Genomic DNA, 15,145 nt, shown 5'->3' on the forward strand with positions numbered 1-15,145 from the left:
GTGCCCGGTATTCAGGAGACGTGACATGTCCATGTACAAACCGCTGGCCATCGCTGCGGCGACTCTCGCACTCGGCGCCTGCGCCACGGTGCCCCAGCCGCTGCAGGGCCAGTTCAACGACGTATCCACGGCCGGTGCCCAACAGGGCGGCGCGCCGGGTGCCAAGGTGCGTTGGGGTGGCGAGATCATCAAGACCGAGCCGGGCCCGCAGCAGACCTGCTTCTTCGTGCTGTCCGAACCCCTCGACGACCAGGCGCGGCCCACCGCAAGCAAGAACGAGAGCCAGGGCCGCTTCGTCGCCTGCCGCGACGGCTTCTACGATCCGGAAGTGTTCGTCCGCGGCCGCGAGATCACCGTCACCGGCACGCTGCGTGGCGCGGTCACGCAGAAGGTCGGCGACTTCGACTACGCCTATCCGCGCGTCGAGGCCGACGTCGTCTATCTCTGGCCGAAGCGCGTTCCCGTGAACCGCTACCCGCCAGGTTTCTACGATCCGTTCTGGGGTCCGGGCTGGGGCCCGGGTTGGGGCCCGTATGGTTACGGTCCGTGGGGCGACCCGTTCTGGTACCGTCCGCGCACGATCATCGTGCCGAGGCCGGTGCACGTACCTCCCCCGCCTCGCAAGTGATGCAAAAAAAGCCGGCTTCGATGCCGGCTTTTTTTTGGCGTATACGGAAAGGCGGCTATGCGCCTCTCAGCCCGGCGGCCAGTGCATCTGGCGTCCGGCCAGGAGGTGCACGTGGATGTGGAACACCGTCTGCCCACCGTGGGTATTGGTGTTGACCACCGTGCGGTAACCGTCTTTTGCGAGTCCCTGCGCACGCGCATATGCCGCGGCCGCGAGCAACAGCTTGCCGAGCAGTTCGGCATCACCGGGCGACGCGTCGTCCAGCGTGGCGATGGGCCGCTTCGGAATGAACAGCACGTGCACCGGGGCCTGCGGGTTGAGGTCGCGGAAGGCCAGCACGTCGTCGTCTTCATAGACGATGTCGGCGGGGATTTCGCGGCGAACGATCTTGGCGAAAATCGTGTCTGTCATCCTGATTCCTCGATGGTCAGCCGAGCGACTGCCGGCTTCCGAATGCATGGGCAAGCGTGCCGCGGTCGACGAATTCCAGTTCGCCACCCAACGGCACGCCGTGGGCCAGGCGCGTGGCGCGGATACCCGCGGCCTTCGCGAGCTGGCCGATGTAATGGGCAGTGGCTTCGCCTTCGACGGTGGGATTCGTGGCGATGATCATTTCCTCGACGTCGCCCTCCGCGAGGCGCTCGGCCAGGAGGGGCAGACCGAGTTCGTCGGGGCCCAGGCCGTCGAGCGGCGACAACCGGCCCAGCAGCACGAAATAGTGCCCCCGGTAGCCGGTGGCCTGCTCGATCGCGGCGAGATCGGACGGCGACTCCACTACGCACAGCACCTGGCGATCGCGACTGGCACTGGCGCAAAGCGAGCACACCGCCGTTTCGCTGAAATTGCGGCAGCGCGTGCAATTGCCGACGTCGCGCATGGCCGATTCGAGCGCCGAAGCGAGGCGCAAGCCACCCTGCCTCTCGCGTTCCAGCAGGTGGAAAGCCATGCGCTGCGCGCTCTTCGCGCCCACGCCGGGCAGGCAGCGCAGTGCGTCGATCAGTTCGCCGAGTAGGCGGGAGCCGTTGCTCATTGTGGACGGCGACCGTTCGTCAGAACGGCATCTTGAAACCGGGGGGAAGGTTGAGCCCGGCCGTGACGCCGCCAAGGCGCGTGCGGCTGAGTTCGGCGATCTTGTTCACGGCGTCGTTCACGGCGGCGGCGACGAGGTCTTCGGCCATCTCCGGATCGTCCGCGAAAGCCTGGCGGTCGATGTGCACCGAACGCACTTCGTGGCCGCCCGTCATGGTGACGGTGACGAGGCCACCGCCGGCGCTGCCGGTGATTTCCGTCTTGGCGAGTTCGTCCTGCGCACGCTTCATCTCGTCCTGCATGCGCTGGGCCTGCTGCATCAGCTGACCGATTTGACCTTTCACGTTCCTGGCTCCACGGGTTTGATCGATTGGGGAATGACGCGCGCGTCGAATTCGCGCTTCAGCGTCTGTACGAGCGGGTCGGCTTCCATCGAGGCTTCCGCATTGGCCTGCGCGTCGCTGGCCGCCTGCGCCCTGCGCTCCGCCGGCGTGCCCAGGTTGCCCCGGTCGGCGACGAAACGGAAACGAACGCGGTGACCGAGGGCCTGCGAGACTTTCTCTTCCATCTGGCTGGTGAGCGGCTCGACGGCGAGGTGCATGTGCGAAGGCGTGAGCGCCAGCACCATGGTCTCCCCCTCGATCTCGCGCAGCGAGCAGTTCTGCGCCAGCTGCCCGATGGGACCACGCAGGTTCGCGCGCTCCACGATGTCGTGCCAGTCCGGAAGACCGTTGGCGCCCGTGGCAATGGGACGCGGCGGAGCGGCGGGTGCAGCGGGTGCGGGCGCAGGCCCGGCGGCAGGCCTCGGCGAAGCAGGTGGCGCAGCCGGCGCGGTACGCGACGATGGCGGGCCGCCAGCGGCACCGGGGGCGGATCGATCCGAACCTTGCGCCCCCGCGGGCGGTGCCGGGCGCGGCTGCGGCGCTACGCCGGCGGCACGGGGTGCCGCCGTGCCCTGCCCGGCTTCCGCCGGACGGAACGCATGCATGCGCAGCAACACCATCTCGAAACCGATGCGCGCATCCGGCGCCAACGGCAGTTCGCGGCGGCCGCTGGTGGCTATCTGGTAATAGAGCTGCACGTCTTCCGGCGAGAGGCGCGCGGCAAGATCGGCAAGACCGGCGTCGGCCTCCTCGCCGCGGTACCCCGGCACCAGCTGGATCAACTGCACGCGATGCAGCACCGTGGCGAGGTCGTCGAGCACGCCGCCGAAATCGGGCGAGAACGAGGCGATGCGATCGGATTCCGCCATGAGCGCGGCACCGTCGCCGGCGGCCAGGGCTTCCAGCACGCCCAGCACCTGGCCGCGCTCCACGCTGCCGAGCATGGCGCGCACGTCGGCCGCGCGCAGCGCGCCACCGCCATAGGCGATGGCCTGATCCAGGAGCGAAAGACCGTCGCGCAGCGAGCCGTCGGCGCCATGCGCGAGCGCGGCGATCGCCTCGTCCTCGTACTCGATGGCTTCGGCGCCGAGGATATGGCGCATCTGTCCGGAGATCTGGTCGGGCAGCAGGCGCTTCAGGTTGAACTTCAGGCAGCGCGAGAGCACCGTGACCGGCAGCTTCTGCGGATCGGTGGTGGCGAGCAGGAACTTCACGTGCGGCGGCGGCTCTTCCAGCGTCTTCAGCAGCGCGTTGAAGGCGGGCTTCGACAGCATGTGCACCTCGTCGACGAGGTACACCTTGAAACGGCCCCGCGACGGCGCGTACTGCGCGTTCTCGATCACTTCCCGCACGTCGTCCACGCCGGTGTTGCTGGCCGCGTCGATTTCCAGAAGATCGACAAAGCGGCCGGCGTCTACCGCCGTGCAGACGGCGCACTCGCCGCAGGGATCGGCCGATTCACCGCGCTCGCAGTTGAGCGACTTGGCGAAGATGCGCGCGATGGTCGTCTTGCCGACGCCGCGCGTGCCGGTGAAGAGGTAGGCATGGTGCATGCGCCCGGAGTCGAGCGCGTTAGTGAGCGCGCGGACCACGTGCTCCTGGCCCACCAGTTCGGCGAACTTGCGGGGGCGCCACTTGCGTGCGAGGACCTGATAGGACATGCGTAGTACCTTGGGACGACAGTGGATTGTGCCAAGGACCGGAGGGGTGGGAAAGCTCGCCCCCGAAAGGCGATGACCCTGCCAGCCACACCCCGGCACCCGAATCGTCCGCTACCGTTGCTTCCTTCCGGACCTGGCGGGGTTTGCGGGCTATCGTCGCGGGGGGACCGACAGGGCCACCATAAAACTTGTTGTACTGCTCGCGCTGGGCGGGATTGCTCGGGCTATCCTGCCCTCGCCCCTCCGCTTCGCTCCGGGGTCGGCCTGCGGCCGACCAAATTTGTTCCAGACAAATTTGTCGAACCCGCGCGGGTTCAAATCCCGCCCCCACGTCGAGGCTTCGTTTCGCGGAGCCGCAGCGTCGGGATGACCTGAATCTTACAACTGGCGGAGAGGGCGGGATTCGAACCCGCGATACGCTATTAACGTATACACACTTTCCAGGCGTGCTCCTTAAACCACTCGGACACCTCTCCGCACTGGTACAACCTCTTCCCCGGCTTCCTGTCCGGCAAAGAAGCGGAAGGATAACCGGGAGGGATGGGCGAGACAAGCGCCATGACTCTGTGGGAGCCGGCTGCGCCGGCGATCCCGCGGCAGCGGGCAACCCTGCCGCGAGCACCCATCGCCGCTGAGGCGGCTCTCGCACAAAGCGGTTTAACCCGCCGTGGGGCCCGGCGGATGCGGCTCGGGCAACGCCAGCCGCTCGCCTGGGCGGACGATGCGATAGCCGCGCGACTCCAGCGTCTCGCCATCGGCCACGCCGCCGTAGTGGTAGAGCGCCATGCGCAGCCGGAATGCCTCGTCGTACTCGCGCTCCAGATCGTCCACGCCCGTGTGCGACGGGTTGCCGATCACGCCGCAATCGTGCGCGATGAGTTCCCCATTCGCGCCGTGGACGGCCAGCACCTCGGGAATCGGCCGCGTGTCGCCGGTGTAGACGAAGCTGCCGCGTAACGCCAGCCCGTACGACGTGCCGTGCACGTGGTGGCGCGTCGGGAACAGGTCGAACCACTGGTCCGCATGCCAGAAACCGCGCGTGCACGGAATGAGGTGGAAGGCCTCCCAGTAGTTCACACCGCCCTCGGCGAGCGCGCCCGGGTAGTCGGCGACCCTGGCCTGCAACCAGGGCAGCAGCGCCGCATGCATGAATACCTTCATGCGGCCACGGTGCGCCTCGTCGAACCATGAGCGGAAAAACAGCCCTTCCATGCCGGCCACGTGATCCATGTGCGCATGGGTCACGTACAGCGCCGGCGGCAGGCTGCCGTAAGCCGCCATGTAGCGGTGCAGCGTGTCCGGACCGCAATCGATCAGGAGCACCGGTTTGCCGTTGCGCTCGAGCACCGCCGCCGACGAGCCGAGTTCAAGCGCGTGCGCAGCGCCGGCGCCCAGGAAGTGCAGATGCCAGCTCATTCGCGCAGGGTCCGTTCGTAGTGTTCCATCAACGCCGGCCACCATTCGGCATCGAACGTGTCCCCCGCGGCGTCGCGTGCACCGAGCTTCACGAGCGAGCGCTTCAGCCGGGCGAGATTGGCATGGCGCCAGCCCGCCGAAGGCCGGCGCAGGCGCCCGCGGTCGAAATCGATGAGATAGGTGTCGCCACCGTGCACCAGGATGTTGTGGGCGTTCAAGTCGGCATGCCATGCGCCGGCACGATGGAACCGCGCGATGGTGGCGCCGACGCGGCCGGCCAGCGCCGCGTTCATGGCGCCGTCGGCAAGGCGCTCGGCCAGGGTGGCGGCATCCGGGATGAAGGCCGTGATGAGATCGGCCGAATAACGAAGGCCCTCGCGCACGTAGCGCGATGCGATCGGCGCCGGCACGGGAAGGCCTTGCCGCGACAGCTCCGCCAGCAAGCGGAACTCGCGCGCGCTGCGGGTGCGGTCGCCGCCCGTGAAGAGGTAGCGGTCGCCGAAGAGGCGCGCGACCATGCCGCCGCGGCGATAATGCCTGAGCACCGCTTCGCCCGCGGGGGTTTCGATGATGGCCACCCCACCCCGGCCGCCGGGCTGCGACCGCAGCGCACCGCGCTCGCGCCAGCGATGGGGCGAGAACCAGTCGGCGTCGACTTGAGGTGCACGGGCCGCGTCGAACAGAATCGTACCGCCCGCGCCCTGATCCACTCGTTGCTCTGTCATTTGCCGGCCGCCTTCCGCGGCCTACCCATCCGGTAACCCTTTCGTGCCCAGTCTACCAAGCCGCCCACTCCCGCCGGGAGCCTCCAGCCTCTGCATCCTCCGCACGTCGGCCATCGGCGACGTGACCCACGTTGTCCCGCTGGTGCGCACCTTGCAGTCGCAGGTGCCGGAATCGCGGATCACCTGGATCGTCGGCAAGCTCGAGCGAAAGCTCGTCGGCGACCTTCCGGGCGTGGAGTTCGTCACGTTCGACAAGGGTGCGGGCCGCGCCGGCGTGAAGGCCGTGCGCGACGCGCTGGCTGGCCGGCGCTTCGACGCCCTCCTGCACATGCAGGTGGCCTTGCGTTCGAACCTCCTCAGCCTCGCCGTGAAGGCGGATCGACGCATAGGCTACGACCGGGCCCGGTCGAAGGACTTGCATGGGTTGTTCGTGAACGAACGGATTCCGGCGCGCAGCGGAGAGCACGTGCTGGACGCCATGGCGAGCTTCATCGAACCGCTGGGCCTGAAACAGACCGAGGTGCGCTGGGACATTCCCGTGCCGGACGAGGCGCATGCCTGGGCGGCGGAACAGCTGCCCGGCGACACGCCCACGTTGCTGGTCAGCCCGATGTCCAGCCACACGGTGCGCAACTGGCGCGTGGAACGCTATGCGGCGCTGATCGACCATGCGATGGCGCGTGGCATGCGCGTGGCCCTCGTGGGCGGACCCTCCGCGGCGGAACGCGGGCTGGCCGACGCCATCCTGGCGGCCGTGCAGCAGGCGCCGCTCGACCTCACCGGCAAGGACACGCTGAAGCGCTTCATGGCGCTGCTTGCACGCAGCGCGATGATCCTCACGCCGGATTCGGGGCCGATGCACATGGCCAACGCGGCGGGCGTGAAGGTGCTAGGCCTGCACGCCGCCAGCAACCCGAACCGCTCAGGGCCCTACTCCGACCGCCGCTGGTGCGTGGACAAGTACGACGAGGCCTCGCGCAAGTTCCTGGGCAAGCCGGCCTCGGAGATTCCCTGGGGCACGAAGATCGAGAAACCCGGGGTCATGGACCTGGTGCAGGTGGACGAGATGATCGACCGCTTCGAGGCCTGCGCGGCGCACTTGCAACTGCGCTTGCATGGCTAAATGACGACGGCACCTGTGGGAGCCGGCTGTGCCGGCGATCCCGCGGCAGCGGGCCATCTTGCCGCGAGCACCCATCGCCGCTGAAGCGGCTCCCACACAAAGCACCATCTGTCCGGAGATCAGACGCCGGGAGCGCGGTAATCCTGGTACGACTTTTCCTCGACCAGCGTGGAGCCCAGCTTCACGTTGATCTCGCGCTTGATCGCCGCGCGCTCATCGTTCTCGATGTAGACGGAGCGGGCCAGCTTGATGAACTCCTGGTCGAACGCCTGCGCGCGCTCCTTCATGCGGATGTCGTCTTCGATCTTCCACAGACGCTGGTTCACTTCCAGCAGACGGCGCGTTTCGTCGGCGATGTCCACCTCGGACGCCTTGTCGTTGCTCCACGTTGCCTCGAGCAGTTCCAGCTCGTTGCGCACGTTGGCCAGCTTGGCCTCGTCCTTGATCTCCTGCAGCTTGATCCGCAGGATCGTGATCTTGTCGATCAGTTCGCCGTAGGAAACGGGGGTCTGGATGAGGCTCATGGCAATCTCCGGTCGGTCAGGCGCGGGAGGTTAGCAGCTTTGGCCGTCAGAGCGAGACCATGCCGAAGGCGTCGAGCAGCAGCACGACATTGAGCGCCAGCACCACCAGGGCCGCCACCACGGCCGCGACGGTAACCGGCACCCGGTTCCGGAAGGGGCCCATGAGATCGCTGCGGCTGGTGAACCACACCAGCGCGACCATGGGAAACGGCAGCGCGATGCTCAGGGCCACCTGGCTCATCACCAGCGCATGCGTGGCGTCCACGCCCGCGACGACCACCGCGAAGCTGGGCAGCATCGTGATCGAGCGGCGGAGCCAGAGGGGAATGCGAAAGGCCACGAAGCCCTGCATGATCATCTGGCCGGCCATGGTGCCCACGACGGAGCTGGAAAAGCCCGAGGCGATCAGCGACACCAGGAAGATCGTGGCGGCCGCGCCACCCAGCAGCGGCACCAGGGTCTGGTAGGCGGTTTCGATCTTCGCCACGTCCGGATGGCTGCCGTGGAAGGCGCCGGCGGCCATGATCACCATCGCGAGGTTGATCAGCCCCGCCACGGAAAGCGCCAGCACCACTTCCAGGTTGGACAGCCGGATGATCCGGCGGCGCTCGTCCGTCGTCTTCGGCCGCGCGCGCCGCTCGGTCAGCCCCGAGTGGAGGAACAGCGCATGCGGCATCACCGTGGCGCCGATGATGCCCACCGCGATGGCGAGGGCCGCACTGTCCGGCAGGTTGGGAACGAAGATCTGCTGCCCGAGCGACTTCCAGCCGATGGGCGCGATGAAGAGTTCCGCGAGGTAGGACAGCCCGACGACGCCCACCAGCGCACCGATGGCCAGTTCCAGTCGCCGGTAACCCTTGCCTTCCAGCAGCAGGAGCGCGTACGTGACCACCGCCGTGATACCCATGCCCACCAGCAACGGCAGATCGAACAGCAGCGCCAGGCCAATGGCGCCGCCCAGGAATTCGGCGAGGTCGGTGGCCATGGCCGCCAGTTCGCTGACCACCCACATGAGGTAAACGAGCGGCCTTGGCAAATGCTCGCGGCACAGTTCCGCGAGGTTCCGGCCGGTGGCGATGCCCAGCCGCGCCGAGAGGCTCTGGAACAGCATGGCGACGAGGTTGGCGAGCACGACAACCCAGAGCAGCCCGTACCCGTAGCGCGCACCCGCCTGGATGTTCGTGGCGAAGTTGCCCGGATCGATATAGGCCACGGACACCACGACGGCCGGGCCGGCAAAAGGCATCAAACCGGCAAGGCCCTGCCGGCGCCCGTCGAGCACCTCGCGCATGGCCGGTTCTTCGCGCGGCTCCGGTGACACCTTCTGGAGCATGCTTAATGTCCCGCGGCGACGTGGGGGGCGCCGCCCGCCACCAACATACTACAGCCGCCCTGCCGGCTGGCCCGGCTCGTCGTCGGGAAGCTCCGCAGGCGCGGCCTCAATGCGCACGGCATGCTCGCTGGGCTGGATGGGCTTGCCTCTTGCGTCGGCCACGCCACGGGTCAACTCCGCGCCCATGAGCACGATGATCGACGAGTAGTACGTCCAGGTGAGCAGCACGATGAAGGCCCCGGCCGGGCCGTAGGCGCCGCCAACGTTTGCGTATTGGATATAGAGGCCGATGGCGTACTTCCCGGCGAGGAAGAGCACCGTCGTGAGCACCGCGCCGATGAGCGCCTCGCTCCAGGAGATGAGCGCGTCGGGCAATACTTTGTACATCGCGCCAAACGCGGTGACGAAGACCAGCACCGAGATCGCGTACTCGGCCATCTTCCACACCATGCCTTCGCCCCGCACCAGCGCCTGGATCAGTGCACTGACGAGGAAGGAAATGATCATCATGAAAGCGATGCCGCCCAGCAAGGCGAACGCCCGCGCACGCGCGCGCAACCACGCCCCGACCGCCTCGCCCGGCTTGGCCTTCACGCGCCACACGCGATCCAGCGTGGCCTGCAACTGCGCGAACACGGCCGACGCACCGAACAGGGTCACACCGATGCCGATGATTCCTGCCAGGTCACCCAGTTTCGGGTGCGACTTCGCGCTTTCGATCACGACATTCAGCGCCTCGGCCGCACGTTCGCCCACCACTCCTGCCAGCGCCTCGGAAAGCTCGCCCTGCCATGCCGGATGCAGCATGGACACGAGCCACACCAGAAGCAGCAGCAAGGGGGCGAACGACAGTGCGGCATAAAACGACAACGCCGCCGCGCGTGTCATCAACTCGTCGTCGCTGAAGCCTTCCACGGCCGACACGATCGTCCGTTTGATGCCACTTAGTACTCCCATCGTTCCTTTCCGTCCGGCCGTTCTTCAAGTGACGTCATTCCGCTCAGCGGATGCCCTCGTCGCGTTTGCGCAGCTTCTCCATCTTCTCCTCGCCCTCCTTGATCTTCCTGTCCCTGTCCTTGTGCACGGGCTGGTCGCCCTCGGCGACATAGTTGTTGTTGCGGTCGCCCGACTGCGGGCGATGCTCGCGGGACTTCTCGTTCATTAGTGGCTCCCATGTGCAAGAAACGTGCATCGGCAACCGCCGAGGCCCCGTCAGCGTCGTTGCCGCCGACTCGGTGTACCGTCGCGCCCGCGTCATGGCGGCACTCACAAAGCGGCCATGGACGATGCTCAAGTTCCGGCGGCGCCTGCCGACTCTCAGGATCACCCAAGGCAGGGACCCGGCCATGCCCATCCAGCACGCTCGCCACGTCAATCTCCGCGCCGTTCTCACGCAACTCCAGCGCGAGGGTCTGGCCGGATACGAAGAACAAGCCCAGCACCTGGGCACCATTTCGGGGCCGCAGCTGGCCGCCATGGACCAGGGCGCCCCCATCGAGGCGTCCTTCGCCGCGCAGGTGGAATGGGCCCTCCATCGCAGACGCGGATGGATGGACGAATTGCACGGCGACGATCCGCTCGAAGCCTGAAGCCGTCGTCGGCCGGCATACGACGGCTGCACACAGGCTGCACATCGTCGATGCCCGCGCCCTTCCCTTGGCTGAACGCTTCCGACGCCCTGAAAGGCACATTTTCGGCAATTTCACCGACCGCCGCGATCATTAGTCCCTTCAGCAGAGCGAAAGGGACCTGCCATGGATGCGTCGACGGAATGGATCATTGCCTGGACGGATCTGATCCTGGATGCGTCCGCGCTCGACGAGGCCGCGCGCAAACACGACTTCGACGAGGTGCGCTTCCGCGCTTGCTCGATTGCCGTGCGCGCGAGGCGCTATGGCTTTGACGAGCTTTCGCACAAGGCTATCGAACTCATGAAGAGAGTGGACGCCAAGGACCCGTCGCCCGAACTGGCTTGCCTGCAATCGGCGCAGGGCATTTTGCGGCTGGTGGATGCCATTACGAAGAACCAGCGGTGATCTTCACGCCGCCAGGCTGTCCGCGGCGGCAGCGATCACCTGCTCGAACGCGTCGGCCAGGTGCTGGCCGACCGTCGTGCCCTCGGATACCTGCTTCAACAGCGTGGAGGCCGCCGCCGTCAATGACGTCTGGCCCGTATCGAGGGCATAGGTGAGCAACAAGGTGGTTCTGAACCTCATTTCCTCCACATCCTGAGCAAGGAACGCCGCACTCAGGGCCAGGGCCTCCTCGGCGATCACCGACGAGAAGATGGAGGCACCAGGACCAGGTGACGGCACGACGTGCGCGAACCGCATCAGAATGCCTTCTTCACGCCAGAAAACCTTTGGTAACGCATGCGCCTTCCCCCTGGACGGGCTCGCTGTCCTGTTTCCCTGGGAAACTGCAACCGCTATGCCAATGCGAACGTCGTCATCGCTTCGATCCAAATCCCCGCCTCCACGGACACGATGACGCTGCGTGGCAGATAGCCTCCGAAGAGGGTCACTTTGCGTCACCATGCTTCCCTGCAACGAGAACCCTCGGCACGTGATCCGTCCCGCGCGTTCGCTATCAATTGGGCGCCCAATAACCCTCATGCAACCACCACTGCCCGTCGCGATGCTCCCAATAGGCGTGGACGTAGTGACGACCGGCGACCACGTGCTCCCAATGCCCCGGAACGCGCACATAGCCTCGCCCGTCCCATCGCCAGTACCCGTGCGCCCAAACCCAGCCTTCCCGCGGCGGCGGCTCCACCTCGACGACCTCTCTGGGCGGCTCTTGCGTGACATGAACCACGTAGGAGCGCGGAGGCCGCTCAACCACGACCACACGTTCGGGGCGCGGCGGGACGGGTGCACAGCCGGTGGCAAGGAGCGTCAGGCAGACTAACGACGAGCGAAAATAGGCAGACATCGGCTTCTCCAGAGGACGAAGCCCATCTGATCGCGTGAGCCTTTCGGCGCGGTTTCCGCACTCCAGCTGGCCGCTGAACGATCGTGCGCTGTTCATTCCAAGAACCTGCGGCGGCCACGCACAGAAAGGAAAATCCAGGGGCGAATCCTGCCTGCGTCCGCGATGCGCCTAAAATCCGAGGGTACGCAGGAGATGACTGATGTCCGACCCGTTACCTTCCCCCGCCGCCATTCAGGCCGAGCACGCTCCGCCACGAACCAAGCCATCCAATTATCCCGAACCCTTCGCTTCCATGATGGCCGGCAGGACCAAGCGCCCGCTCGGCGACCTCTTCGGATTGCGAAGTTTCGGCGTCAACCACGTGACCTTGCCACCAGGGGCCATCTCCGCACTTCATCATCGCCACACGGTTCAAGACGAATTCGTCATCGTACTTTCGGGCGAATTGGTCCTGATCCACGACGCCGGAGAGACCATACTCACACAGGGCATGTGCGCCGGCTTCGCACGCAACGGAACCGCGCACCACCTGGTGAATCGCTCGGATGCGGACGCGACGTATCTGGAAGTGGGCGATCGGCAAGACGGCGATGCGGTGAGCTATCCGCGAGACGATCTCGAAGCGCAGCGCACTGCCGATGGCTGGCGGTTCGTTCATAAGGACGGAACGCCTTATTGAGGGTTGTTCCGGAATACAGTGAAATATGACCGGAACCCGCCAAATCCGCCCCGCCACCCCGGCCGACCTGCCGGCACTTCGCGAACTCTTTCATTCCGTTCGTCGACAGACCTTCGACTGGCAACCGCCGGACGCGTTCCATCTCGAAGACTTCGACCCCCAGACCGAAGGCGAACGCGTCTTCGTGGCGGAGGCAGGCGATCGGATCGCCGGATTCATCTCGGTATGGGAGCCGGACGACTTCATCCATCATCTGTTCGTCGATGTTGGCCAGATGCGCCGGGGTTTTGGCCGTGCCTTGTTACAAGCCTTGCCCGGATGGCCAGACCGGGCGTACCGGCTGAAATGCTTGAGCCGCAACCAGACGGCAATTGCGTTCTACCACGCGCACGGTTTCATCGAGACGGCCCGAGGTATGGGCGACGAAGGGGAATATATCGTGCTGTCCCTCGGCGGCCGCGCGCACGACAATGCCAACAGCGCGATGGGCAAGAGGCTCTGATTCTCGGAAAGGGCGTAAAAAACGAAGGCCCCGCATCGCTGCGGGGCCTCGTGACTTGCTATTTCTGGCGGAGAGGGTGGGATTCGAACCCACGGTACGCTTACACGTACGCCTGATTTCGAGTCAGGTACATTCGACCACTCTGCCACCTCTCCGGGAACGGTCGACGGCAGGGTTTTAGCCCGGCCGGGCCCGCAATCATAGTGGGTCTTCCCTGCCGTGACAACAGGGTTTCGATGCGGCATCCTGCCGGGGCATCCGGCGCCGGTGGCGCCCTTCCCCATGCATTTCCAAGGCGCACATGATCGAGTTCGGACACGGCACGCATACAGGGCTTCGCCGCACGCGTAACGAAGACACCTACTACGCCGATGCCGGGCTGGGCTTGTTCCTGGTGGTGGACGGCATGGGTGGGCATCGGCACGGCGAAGTGGCCTCGGCCACGGCGCGCGACGGCGTGGTCGCCCAGGTGGCGGCCGGGCAGTCGCTGGTGGACGCCATCCAGCGGGTGAACGAGGCGCTGATCGCGCGCTCCAGCGGCCTTTCGGAATCGCGGCCGATGGGCACCACCATCGCTGCCGTGCGTGTTTCCGGGCGCCAGTACGAGGCGGCCTGGGTCGGCGACAGCCGCATCTATCGCTGGGACGGCGGCTTGCAGCGGCTGTCCCATGACCATTCGATCGTCGAGGCGCTGGTCGAGGCCGGCGAACTCACCGAGCAACAGGCGCGCATCCACCCGCAACGCAGCGTGCTCACGCAGGCGCTGGGCATCACCTCGCCGGACCAGTTGCATATCGGGTTGGCGCGCGGGGAACTCACCGCCGGCGCGCGGCTGCTGCTATGCACCGATGGGCTTACCGACGAAGTGGACGACCGGCGCATCGGCGAGATCGTCGCGCGCACCGACATCGCCGCGCAGGAGTGCGTGGATCACCTGCTGCTGGAAGCGCTGGCCGGACAGGGCCGGGACAACATCACGGCCATCCTGCTTCGCGTTGCCGGGTGATCAATCCGGCACGGCCGGATCAGTGCACCGTTTCCGATTCCAAGCGACGCCAGATGCTCTGCCCGCCCGCCGCCTTGTCGATGGCGTCGAGGCGTTGCGCATGCAACGTCAGCTCTTCGTCGGTGGCGCGCAGCACGATCGGACGCCGGGTGATGACGATGTCGCCGAGGATGTTCGCGCCGCGATCGTCGGCTGAGGCGTCGAAAGCGAAGTCCAGCGCAACCTGGCCCGACGTCATCGCGATATAGACGTCCGCCAGCAGCTGGGCGTCGAGCAGGCCGCCGTGCAGGTCACGGTGCGTGTTGTCCACGCCCAGGCGTTTGCACAGCGCGTCGAGGCTGTTGCGCTGGCCTGGATACATCGCGCGTGCCATCAGCAGGGTGTCGAGCACGGTGGCGTGGTCGGTCACCTGGCCGTAGTGCGCGCCGGCCAGCTTCAGTTCGGCGTTGATGAATCCCACGTCGAACGCGGCGTTGTGGATGATCAGTTCCGCGCCGCGAATGAAGTCGAGGAACTCGTCCACCTTGTCGCGGAAGAACGGCTTGTCGAGCAGGAACTCGTCCTGGATGCCGGTGACTTCCCGCGCGCCTTCGTCGATGGCGCGCTCGGGGTTGAGATAAGTGTGGAACGTGCGCCCTGTGGGGCGGCGGCCAATCATCTCGACCGCGCCGATTTCGATGAGGCGATGACCAAGATGCGCTTCAAGACCCGTGGTTTCCGTATCGAGCACGATCTGCCTCATGCCACCTTCCCTTTCGCCTTGTAGATGAGTGCCTGGTCGCGCGCGGCGACGTCGACGCGTTCGTTCTCCATGTGGCCATTGTGGCCCTTCACCCATTCCCACGTGACGGTGTGCGCGGCGGCGGCCTCGTCGAGGCGGATCCAGAGATCCTGATTTTTCACCGGCTTCTTGTCGGCCGTCTTCCAGCCGTTGCGGCGCCACTTGGGCACCCATTCCTGCACGCCCTGCATCACGTATTTCGAATCGGTCATGAGATGCACGTTGCAACGGCGGGTCAGCGCTTCAAGCGCGGAGATGGCCGCCATCATTTCCATGCGGTTGTTCGTGGTTTCGGCCTCGCCGCCGGAGAGCATCTTCTCGATGCCCTTGGCGCGAAGCAGTGCGGCCCAGCCACCCGGCCCGGGGTTGCCGAGGCATGCGCCATCGGTGAACGCTTCAACGGTATCTGTCATGGACTACT

General features: G+C 66.2%; 20 protein-coding genes, 2 tRNA genes and 1 other RNA gene. 7 read left to right on the plus strand and 16 right to left on the minus strand.

Annotation, left to right across the window (positions count from 1 at the left end; translation table 11 throughout):
- Positions 1-25: 25 nt before the first annotated feature.
- Positions 26-628 (plus strand): Slp family lipoprotein, encoded by a 603-nt coding sequence (locus HBF26_RS14545; RefSeq protein ID WP_167127937.1) that lies wholly within the window; start codon positions 26-28, stop codon positions 626-628.
- 66 nt (positions 629-694) lie between these two features.
- Here HBF26_RS14545 and HBF26_RS14550 read toward each other — a convergent pair whose 3' ends face one another.
- The 8 genes from HBF26_RS14550 to HBF26_RS14585 form a co-directional block, all read right to left on the minus strand.
- A complete protein-coding gene (locus tag HBF26_RS14550) occupies positions 695-1,039 on the minus strand; it encodes a histidine triad nucleotide-binding protein (protein ID WP_167127940.1) in 345 nt (114 codons plus the stop codon).
- A 16-nt stretch (positions 1,040-1,055) separates the two neighbouring features.
- Positions 1,056-1,658, minus strand: a complete 603-nt coding sequence (gene recR / locus HBF26_RS14555; protein ID WP_167127942.1) for a recombination mediator RecR — start codon at positions 1,656-1,658, stop codon at positions 1,056-1,058.
- Positions 1,659-1,677: 19 nt separating this feature from the next.
- Positions 1,678-2,001 (minus strand): YbaB/EbfC family nucleoid-associated protein, encoded by a 324-nt coding sequence (locus HBF26_RS14560; RefSeq protein WP_167127946.1) that lies wholly within the window; start codon positions 1,999-2,001, stop codon positions 1,678-1,680.
- The gene (dnaX, locus tag HBF26_RS14565; protein ID WP_167127949.1) at positions 1,998-3,701 is read right to left on the minus strand and encodes a DNA polymerase III subunit gamma/tau; all 1,704 of its coding nucleotides are present in this window, start codon (positions 3,699-3,701) and stop codon (positions 1,998-2,000) included. The genes HBF26_RS14560 and dnaX overlap by 4 nt, the downstream gene beginning before the upstream one ends.
- A 76-nt stretch (positions 3,702-3,777) precedes the next feature.
- Positions 3,778-3,874, minus strand: an RNA gene (gene ffs / locus HBF26_RS14570) — signal recognition particle sRNA small type.
- Positions 3,875-4,086: 212 nt separating this feature from the next.
- A tRNA-Ser gene (locus HBF26_RS14575) sits at positions 4,087-4,177 on the minus strand.
- A gap of 181 nt (positions 4,178-4,358) precedes the next feature.
- A complete protein-coding gene (locus tag HBF26_RS14580) occupies positions 4,359-5,117 on the minus strand; it encodes an MBL fold metallo-hydrolase (protein WP_167127952.1) in 759 nt (252 codons plus the stop codon).
- Positions 5,114-5,842 carry a 3-deoxy-D-manno-octulosonic acid kinase gene (locus HBF26_RS14585; RefSeq protein WP_167127955.1) on the minus strand — a complete coding sequence of 243 codons (729 nt, stop codon included), beginning with the start codon at positions 5,840-5,842 and terminating at the stop codon, positions 5,114-5,116. The genes HBF26_RS14580 and HBF26_RS14585 overlap by 4 nt, the downstream gene beginning before the upstream one ends.
- Positions 5,843-5,963: 121 nt before the next feature.
- Here HBF26_RS14585 and HBF26_RS14590 point away from each other — a divergent pair, with 121 nt between their 5' ends.
- Positions 5,964-6,965: a glycosyltransferase family 9 protein gene (locus HBF26_RS14590; protein ID WP_338039683.1), complete on the plus strand. Its 1,002-nt coding sequence runs from the start codon at positions 5,964-5,966 to the stop codon at positions 6,963-6,965.
- A 119-nt stretch (positions 6,966-7,084) separates the two neighbouring features.
- On the opposite strand, the gene HBF26_RS14595 is transcribed toward HBF26_RS14590, so the two are convergent.
- The 4 genes from HBF26_RS14595 to HBF26_RS14610 are packed head-to-tail and all read right to left on the minus strand — an operon-like array spanning position 7,085 to position 9,984.
- Complete coding sequence (locus HBF26_RS14595; protein ID WP_167023331.1) at positions 7,085-7,489, minus strand: DUF6165 family protein; 405 nt, start codon at positions 7,487-7,489, stop codon at positions 7,085-7,087.
- A 46-nt stretch (positions 7,490-7,535) separates the two neighbouring features.
- Positions 7,536-8,822: an Nramp family divalent metal transporter gene (locus HBF26_RS14600; RefSeq protein WP_167127960.1), complete on the minus strand. Its 1,287-nt coding sequence runs from the start codon at positions 8,820-8,822 to the stop codon at positions 7,536-7,538.
- A gap of 48 nt (positions 8,823-8,870) precedes the next feature.
- The gene (locus HBF26_RS14605) at positions 8,871-9,779 is read right to left on the minus strand and encodes a YihY/virulence factor BrkB family protein (protein ID WP_167127963.1); all 909 of its coding nucleotides are present in this window, start codon (positions 9,777-9,779) and stop codon (positions 8,871-8,873) included.
- A gap of 43 nt (positions 9,780-9,822) precedes the next feature.
- Positions 9,823-9,984, minus strand: coding sequence for a hypothetical protein (locus tag HBF26_RS14610; RefSeq protein ID WP_167127966.1), 162 nt, complete (start codon positions 9,982-9,984; stop codon positions 9,823-9,825).
- Positions 9,985-10,168: 184 nt separating this feature from the next.
- Between HBF26_RS14610 and HBF26_RS14615 the strand changes: the two genes are divergently transcribed.
- Together HBF26_RS14615 and HBF26_RS14620 are read left to right on the plus strand one after the other, a co-directional pair.
- Entirely contained in the window at positions 10,169-10,411 is a 243-nt protein-coding gene (locus HBF26_RS14615; protein ID WP_167127969.1) for a hypothetical protein, read from the plus strand.
- 165 nt (positions 10,412-10,576) lie between these two features.
- The gene (locus HBF26_RS14620; protein WP_167127972.1) at positions 10,577-10,858 is read left to right on the plus strand and encodes a hypothetical protein; all 282 of its coding nucleotides are present in this window, start codon (positions 10,577-10,579) and stop codon (positions 10,856-10,858) included.
- A 3-nt stretch (positions 10,859-10,861) separates the two neighbouring features.
- Here HBF26_RS14620 and HBF26_RS14625 read toward each other — a convergent pair whose 3' ends face one another.
- A complete protein-coding gene (locus tag HBF26_RS14625) occupies positions 10,862-11,155 on the minus strand; it encodes a hypothetical protein (RefSeq protein ID WP_167127975.1) in 294 nt (97 codons plus the stop codon).
- An 800-nt stretch (positions 11,156-11,955) separates the two neighbouring features.
- Here HBF26_RS14625 and HBF26_RS14630 point away from each other — a divergent pair.
- A complete protein-coding gene (locus HBF26_RS14630) occupies positions 11,956-12,435 on the plus strand; it encodes a cupin domain-containing protein (RefSeq protein WP_167127978.1) in 480 nt (159 codons plus the stop codon).
- 25 nt (positions 12,436-12,460) lie between these two features.
- Complete coding sequence (locus tag HBF26_RS14635; protein ID WP_167127981.1) at positions 12,461-12,937, plus strand: GNAT family N-acetyltransferase; 477 nt, start codon at positions 12,461-12,463, stop codon at positions 12,935-12,937.
- A 65-nt stretch (positions 12,938-13,002) separates the two neighbouring features.
- Here HBF26_RS14635 and HBF26_RS14640 read toward each other — a convergent pair.
- Positions 13,003-13,092, minus strand: a tRNA-Ser gene (locus HBF26_RS14640).
- A gap of 146 nt (positions 13,093-13,238) precedes the next feature.
- Here HBF26_RS14640 and HBF26_RS14645 point away from each other — a divergent pair.
- Positions 13,239-13,943, plus strand: coding sequence for a PP2C family protein-serine/threonine phosphatase (locus HBF26_RS14645; RefSeq protein ID WP_167127984.1), 705 nt, complete (start codon positions 13,239-13,241; stop codon positions 13,941-13,943).
- A 19-nt stretch (positions 13,944-13,962) separates the two neighbouring features.
- Here HBF26_RS14645 and dnaQ read toward each other — a convergent pair whose 3' ends face one another.
- The gene (gene dnaQ / locus HBF26_RS14650; protein WP_167127987.1) at positions 13,963-14,685 is read right to left on the minus strand and encodes a DNA polymerase III subunit epsilon; all 723 of its coding nucleotides are present in this window, start codon (positions 14,683-14,685) and stop codon (positions 13,963-13,965) included.
- On the minus strand, positions 14,682-15,137 hold the full coding sequence (gene rnhA / locus HBF26_RS14655) for a ribonuclease HI (protein ID WP_167127990.1): 456 nt from the start codon (positions 15,135-15,137) through the stop codon (positions 14,682-14,684). The genes dnaQ and rnhA overlap by 4 nt, the downstream gene beginning before the upstream one ends.
- Between the last annotated feature and the right edge of the window lie 8 nt (positions 15,138-15,145).

Origin of the sequence: Luteibacter jiangsuensis (assembly GCF_011742555.1) — a bacterium.
Lineage (GTDB): Bacteria > Pseudomonadota > Gammaproteobacteria > Xanthomonadales > Rhodanobacteraceae > Luteibacter > Luteibacter jiangsuensis.